This window comes from Treponema sp., assembly GCF_045657965.1.
Lineage (GTDB): Bacteria > Spirochaetota > Spirochaetia > Treponematales > Treponemataceae > Treponema_D.
In genome coordinates, this window is sequence record NZ_JAZOUG010000352.1 from 1 (window position 1) to 6,496 (window position 6,496).

The 6,496-nt window shown below is 40.5% G+C and carries 4 protein-coding genes; 2 read left to right on the forward strand and 2 right to left on the reverse strand.

All coding sequences use genetic code 11. From position 1 onward, the window contains the following. On the forward strand, window positions 1-2,181 hold a 2,181-nt coding region (locus ACKI5B_RS13340), incomplete at its 5' end, for an EAL domain-containing protein (protein ID WP_407429586.1). Between the two features lie 27 nt (window positions 2,182-2,208). On the opposite strand, the gene asd is transcribed toward ACKI5B_RS13340, so the two are convergent. Together asd and dapA are read right to left on the reverse strand one after the other, a co-directional pair. Beyond that, the gene (gene asd, locus ACKI5B_RS13345; RefSeq protein ID WP_407429588.1) at window positions 2,209-3,306 is read right to left on the reverse strand and encodes an aspartate-semialdehyde dehydrogenase; all 1,098 of its coding nucleotides are present in this window, start codon (window positions 3,304-3,306) and stop codon (window positions 2,209-2,211) included. A gap of 12 nt (window positions 3,307-3,318) precedes the next feature. Beyond that, a complete protein-coding gene (gene dapA / locus ACKI5B_RS13350; RefSeq protein WP_407429590.1) occupies window positions 3,319-4,233 on the reverse strand; it encodes a 4-hydroxy-tetrahydrodipicolinate synthase in 915 nt (304 codons plus the stop codon). A 172-nt stretch (window positions 4,234-4,405) separates the two neighbouring features. Here dapA and ACKI5B_RS13355 point away from each other — a divergent pair, with 172 nt between their 5' ends. Then, on the forward strand, window positions 4,406-6,418 hold the full coding sequence (locus tag ACKI5B_RS13355) for a UGSC family (seleno)protein (RefSeq protein ID WP_407429592.1): 2,013 nt from the start codon (window positions 4,406-4,408) through the stop codon (window positions 6,416-6,418). Window positions 6,419-6,496: the final 78 nt, after the last annotated feature.

The following is a 6,496-nucleotide window of genomic DNA, read 5'->3' on the forward strand; positions in this document are numbered from 1 at the left end:
ATTCTTATTCTTGGTTTCATTCTTACAAAAACTCTTTTAAAACGTCTTCAGGGGAATATTGAAGCTCAATTTATTGAACAGTGCGATTCATCAATAGATGACTATGAACTTGCGGTTGAATCTAAATTAAAGCAGATTGAATCCCGTCTTGATATTTTTTATGCAAAAATTGCCTATAAAACACTTTCAATAAAAGAAATAACAGATTACCTCTTAAAAGAAAAAGAAAAAGTTTTACCTCCGTTTCACATGGTCGTATATGCAAATAAGGATGGGCATACCTGGAATTCTGCAGGTGATGAATACGATGTAACAGACAGGGCGTATTTTTATGAAATTATGTCCGGTAATACAGATTTTTTTGTAAGTTCAGTTCTTGATGCTAAGCATGACGGAAAATTAAGTCTGGTATTTGCTAGACCTGTCTTTAATGAAGATAATCAGATTATAGGTGCTTTAATTGCAGTCGCCTACATTGAAGATATACGAAATTATTTTGAAGAAATTTCACCTGATAAAAATAAAAGATTTGTAATTTGTGATAAAAACAGGCGGTTCATTTTTCATTATGATTCAAAATGGATTAACTGGACCTTTACTCCATGGATGTTTAATGAAAAAGTTCTGAAGGCTGGTAATGAAAGTTATAACGTAATAGAAACAAATGACACTAATGATAATCCTGTTTATCTTTTTACTAGAGAGTGTAAAACTGCACCATGGCTTCTTGGATATTCCGTTCCTGTTTCAGAGTTCACAAATCTAAGAAAAGCACAGGCTTCTTTTCAGAATTTTATTCTTGAAATTATTGCAATAGTTCTGGGACTTATATTCTTACTTGAAATATGGATTCATTCTGTTTTAGAGCGTCATCAAATACTCTCCACGAATATTGATTCTGTAACACATCTCTGGACGCATTCATTCTTCGAAAAAGAAGTAAACAAGCTTTTGCATCATTATCCGAATTTAAAATTTATGATGATTGAATCTGATATGCATGGTTTTAAATTTATTAATCAGAATTTTGGTGAAGCAAAAGCAAATAAAATTCTTTATACTTATTCAAGAATTTTATACGAAAGCTGTAAAAGTTTTGATTCTTTGTTAAGCCGTGGTTATGCTGATCATTTTTATATTTTCCTGAAAATTGAGTCTGTACATAAAGCAATGGCCTTTTTTAAACAGGCTCTGGTAAAATTTACAGGAGAAGTTCGTAAAAATGAAATCCCGTTGACCCCAAAATTCGGTATTTCGTTTTATCTTCCGCAAAAAAATGAAAAAGATGTAACAGCTCAGTCATTAATTACTCAGGCAAATTTCGCAAAGAATACGATTAAAGAAAATGCACTTTATCAATATGCAATCTATGACGAAAAATTACTTCAGCAGTGGAATGAAGATAATTTTATCGAAACTCATATGGAAGAGGCCCTTTTAAATAACGAATTTTTTGTTATGTATCAGCCAAAAATTGATTTAGCAACAGAAAAAGTTGTTGGCGCTGAAGCTTTGGTTCGATGGCAGAGCAGCGAACTTGGTTTTGTTGCACCAAATGATTTTATTCCGCTTTTTGAAAAGAACAATTTTGTCATAAAACTTGATTTCTATGTATATGAACAGGTTTTTAAGTTCTTGAAAAAATGTATAGATAATAATTCTCCTGTAGTTCCGATTTCAGTTAATGTATCACGTAATCATGATAAACCAGATAAATTTGTTTATGAATTTACAAATCTTCTGAAAAAATATGATATACCGGTTAATTTGATAGAAGTTGAACTTCTGGAAAGGGCTTCCTTAGATAAAAATCTTCTCAGGGATATTACAATTCTGCTTCAAAAAGAAGGACTCAGGGTTGCAATAGATGATTTTGGTTCCGGTGAGTCATCCTTGAATATGCTTTCTTCTATTCCTGCAAATATTTTAAAATTTGACCGTTCGTTCCTGTTTGCAAAAGATGAAAAAAACGGAACGCTTGATGTAGAATCAGAAAACTTTATTGAAACGCTTGTTGGTTTAGGAAAAAATCTAAAAAAGGAAACAATTTTTGAAGGTGTTGAAACTCAGGAACAGCGGGACTTTCTTAAAAAAATTAAATGCGATCAGGTGCAGGGCTATTTCTATTCTAAGCCGCTGCGTGAGGATGAATACATGGAGTTTCTTAAAAATCACAGATAAAACTCCATGTATTTCTGTCGCTACATGTTAATCAAAATAACCTTTAGCTTTTAAAAGCTCTGCGTTCAAAATACCACCCAATGCAGCTCCGCGTTTTGTGTTGTGGCTCAATGCAACGAACTTAACGTCGAATACATTGCATTTGCGCAGGCGGCCGAGTACACATGCCATGCCTTTTTCGGTGTCACGGTCGCGGTTTGGCTGCGGACGGTTTTCTTCTTCGCGGTAAACAATCGGATGCTCAGGGGCACTCGGAAGCTTGAGTTCCTGTGGAAGAGAAGTGAAGTTCTCCCATACTTTGAGAATCTGCTCAAGCGAAGGCTTTTTGTCTTCCGGCAAATCGAACTCAAGGTTTACGCTTGCTGTGTGTCCGTCGATTACAGGAACGCGTGTACAGGTTGAAGAAACAACAGGACCAGCTGCATTTTCGATTTTTCCGTCTTTTACGCTTCCCAAAATCTTGAGACATTCTTTTTCGGTTTTTTCTTCTTCGCCGCCGATGTACGGAACGATATTGTCAATCATATCAAAAGAAGGAACGCCAGGATATCCTGCTCCCGAAACTGCCTGCAAAGTTGTGACAATCATGCGTTTTACAGGATAGCCTGCCTGCTGCAAAGCGTAAAGCGGCATCATGTATGTCTGCAGCGAGCAGTTCGGTTTTACTGCAATAAAGCCCTTGTCCCAGCCGTGATGCTTTTTCTGCTCTGCAATTACGTCGAGGTGTGAAAAGTTGATTTCAGGAATGAGCATCGGAACATCTTCTGTCCAGCGGTTTGCACTTGCGTTAGAAACAACCGGGATTCCTTCTGCAGCATAAGCTGCTTCCAGAGCCTTGATTTCGTCTTTTCCCATTTCAAGGGCGCTGAATACAAAGCGGCACTTTCCTAATGCTGCCTTAGCATCGTTTGCATCCTGAACGATTAAATCTTTAACGTCTGCAGGAATGTTTGCGCCGATAAGCCAGCGGTTAGCGACAGCTTCTTTGTAAGCCTTTCCAGCCGAACGTGGGGATGCTGCAACATAAGTTACCTTGAACCAGGGATGATTTTCCAAAAGCTTGATATAGCGCTGACCGACCATTCCAGTAGCGCCCAAAACACCAACATTTATCTTTTCCGACATATAATTTTCTCCTTACAGTGCACACTCTTTAAGTGCGTTTTCAATTACTTTTTTTGCTTCGTCTGTGACTTCTACCAGAGGCAGGCGGCAAGGACCAGCCGGCATTTTTTTGAAGTTCATTGCGTACTTGATTGAAGTCGGGTTTCCGTCGACAAAGGCTGCCTTGAAGAACGGAAGCAGACGATAATGAATCTTTCGTGCTTCCTCGATGTTACCGTTCAACGCTTTGTTTGTCATTTCTGTGACAAGAGCAGGAGCAAGATTTGAAACAACAGAAATAATTCCGTCGCCGCCGACTGAAATTAAAGGTAGTGTAAGGCCGTCATCTCCGCTTAAAACAGCAAAATCAGGCTTTTTTGATTTAATCTGGGCAATTACATCCATCATCTGATTGATGTTGCCGCTTGCTTCTTTTACACCTGAGATGTTCGGCAGTTCTGCAATCCGCTCGAGAAGATCGGTCGGAATATTCAATCCTGTGCGTCCCTGAATGTTGTATACAATGATTGGAATGCCGACCTTTGAAACTGCTTCAAAGTGACGGAAAATTCCTTCTTTTGATGGTTTGTTGTAGTAAGGAGTGACTACAAGTGCCGCATCAGCTCCTGCTTTTTTTGCGCGTTCGCAGTATTTGACTGCATCTTTAGTGTTATTGCTTCCTGCTCCAAGAATTACAGGAATTTTTTTGCCTGTTTTTTTCTCGAATGATTTGACTTCTTCCATGACGATCTCAATAAGTTTGTCTTCTTCTGAACCAGGAGCTTCGTCAAGAGTTGGAGTTTCTGCTGTAGTTCCAAGTGGAACCAGCCCGTCAATTCCCTGCTCCAGCTGAAATTTGACGTTAGTTCTGAATCCTTCGTAATCAACAGAACCGTCAGCATTCATCGGAGTGATCATAGCAGTCAATGCACCGCGCAGTTTAGTCATTTTTTTAACCTCGATTTTGATTAAAACTGACTACATTTTACTGAAAATCATATAATTGAGCAATCTTAAATTTATTTCTGAAAATTCTTTAATGTTCGTTTAATTTATACTTAATGTTTTAACACTAAGAATACGTTATCGTTTGAAATGTAAGAAAAATAAGGAGATGCTTATGAAAAAGAAAATTCTTTCAGCAGTGGCACTGGCAGCACTTACAGCCACGCTCTTTGCTGCCACAAAATACAGTACAAATCCGGACGAATGTGTGGACGGCGTGTGCTTTGTTCCGCAGTATGCTGATGACGGACGGGAAAACTATGCTATTGTCTCTCCGGTCGGATATCACGATATGCCCATGATTAGTCAGACAAAGCGGCTTGACACTCTCAAAGGAAAAACAATTGCACTGGTCGGCGGCTCTTTTATGGCGGTAACCACACACAACGAGCTTAAAAAATGCATTGATAGGGAATTCCCCACTGCAAAGATTTATATGTTTGATGATGTCGGGCAGGCAGGTCCTTATTCTGTTTTTGCGCAGACTGAAAAAACAAAAGCCTTTCAGGCACGGCTCAAGGAACTTAAAGTTGATGCCGTGATTGTCGGAAACTGCGGCTGCGGACTTTGTACTACAAAAGAGACAGGGGATTCCATTGCTGCAGAGTATATAGGAATTCCTACTGTTACGGTTGCCGCTCCTACTTTTGTGGCGCAGGTTCATTCAACCGGCGTAAACCGCGGCGTTCCTGTCCTTCGTACGGCAGAGTATCCCGGTGCATTTGCATCTCATTCAAACGAAGAACTTAAGAAAAATGCGCGGGAAGTGCTCTGGCCGCAGATTAAAACCGCCCTCACAACTCAGATTACAAAAGATGAAATTGCAAAATACGCCCCTGAAGGAAAACGACCTGCTGACGAAATCATTTATTACGGAAATTATGATGAAGTGCAGGAGTTTCTTTCTATAAATAACTGGACCGACGGACTTCCTGTGGTGCCGCCGACTGACGAAAAAATCCAGGAATATCTGGCGTTTACACCGTATAAAGCAGATGATGTTCTCGGCACTTTTGCCCTTGCATACCGTGAATGTACCGTGTACACTGTGGCCGCAAATGCTGTAATGGCGGGCGTTCCCAAAGAGTTTATGCCTGTCTGCATTGCCTTTGTTGCCGGAATGAACGACGGTGAATGGCGTAAACCGCTTGCTTCTACTCACGGCTGGACTCCGTTTGCCTGGCTTAACGGGCCTCTTGCCCGTCAGTTAGGAATAGATAACGAACAGGGCATGATAAGTGAAAAAGTGAACAAAGCTTTGGGTCGGTTTATTGACCTTGCCCTGCTGAACATAGGCGGCTATTACGTAAAAGAAAACCGCATGGGAACTTTCGGCTATCTTACTCCGTTTACGTTCTCAGAAGATGATGAAGCGTGCGTAAAGTTAGGCTGGAAGCCGTATCATGTTCAGCAGGGGTACGACATAAATGCAAACACGATTACTGCCGGAAGTGCTCTTGCGTGGGGAAACAATGTTACTCCGGCAACTGACGATGCGCAGAAAATCATGGAGATAATGGCGTTTGACATTACGGAAAAGCAGCAGAACGGACTTGGAAACACAAAACCGCAGGTTCCGCGCACAATATTCATCACTGAGTATGTTGCCCGCGACCTTGCAAAAGAATACAAAACAAAATCAGCTCTTGAAGATGCTCTCATAGAAACTGCCCGCCGTCCGCTTGCCCTTCGCACTTATGCTCACTACTGGGCAAATACCGGCAGCAAACAGTACACCCGCCGTTCTTTTGAAGAGCAGTATGAAATGCTTTTAAAAGATGAAGATGAGCAGGCTGCCCTCACACCGACGCCGGAATGGTTAAAACCGGTTGTGGGTGACGAAAAAATAATGACAATTGCCACAATGAACAAAGGTGACACGGCATTCCTTGTTACCGGGGACGAAAACCGTAACAAATTCCAGGTAATGCCGGGAGGAGGATTTGTTACAACAGAAATCAAGCTTCCGGAAAACTGGAACGAACTGGTTGCCCCTCTTGGCTACGAGCCGATAGAGAATTTTTATCTGAAAGCCAGCTTCAATAAAGAAGAAAAGAAAGCGGCTCCTGCCAATAAAACTAAAAAGCAGCCGACGGCAGGAAAAAAGACGAAGAAAAAGCCAGTGTGACAAAATCACAGAAGAAATAAAAATTTTGTGGTAGAATTACAGAAAATAGAAAATTATATGTCATTGTCTGGCTCGGTA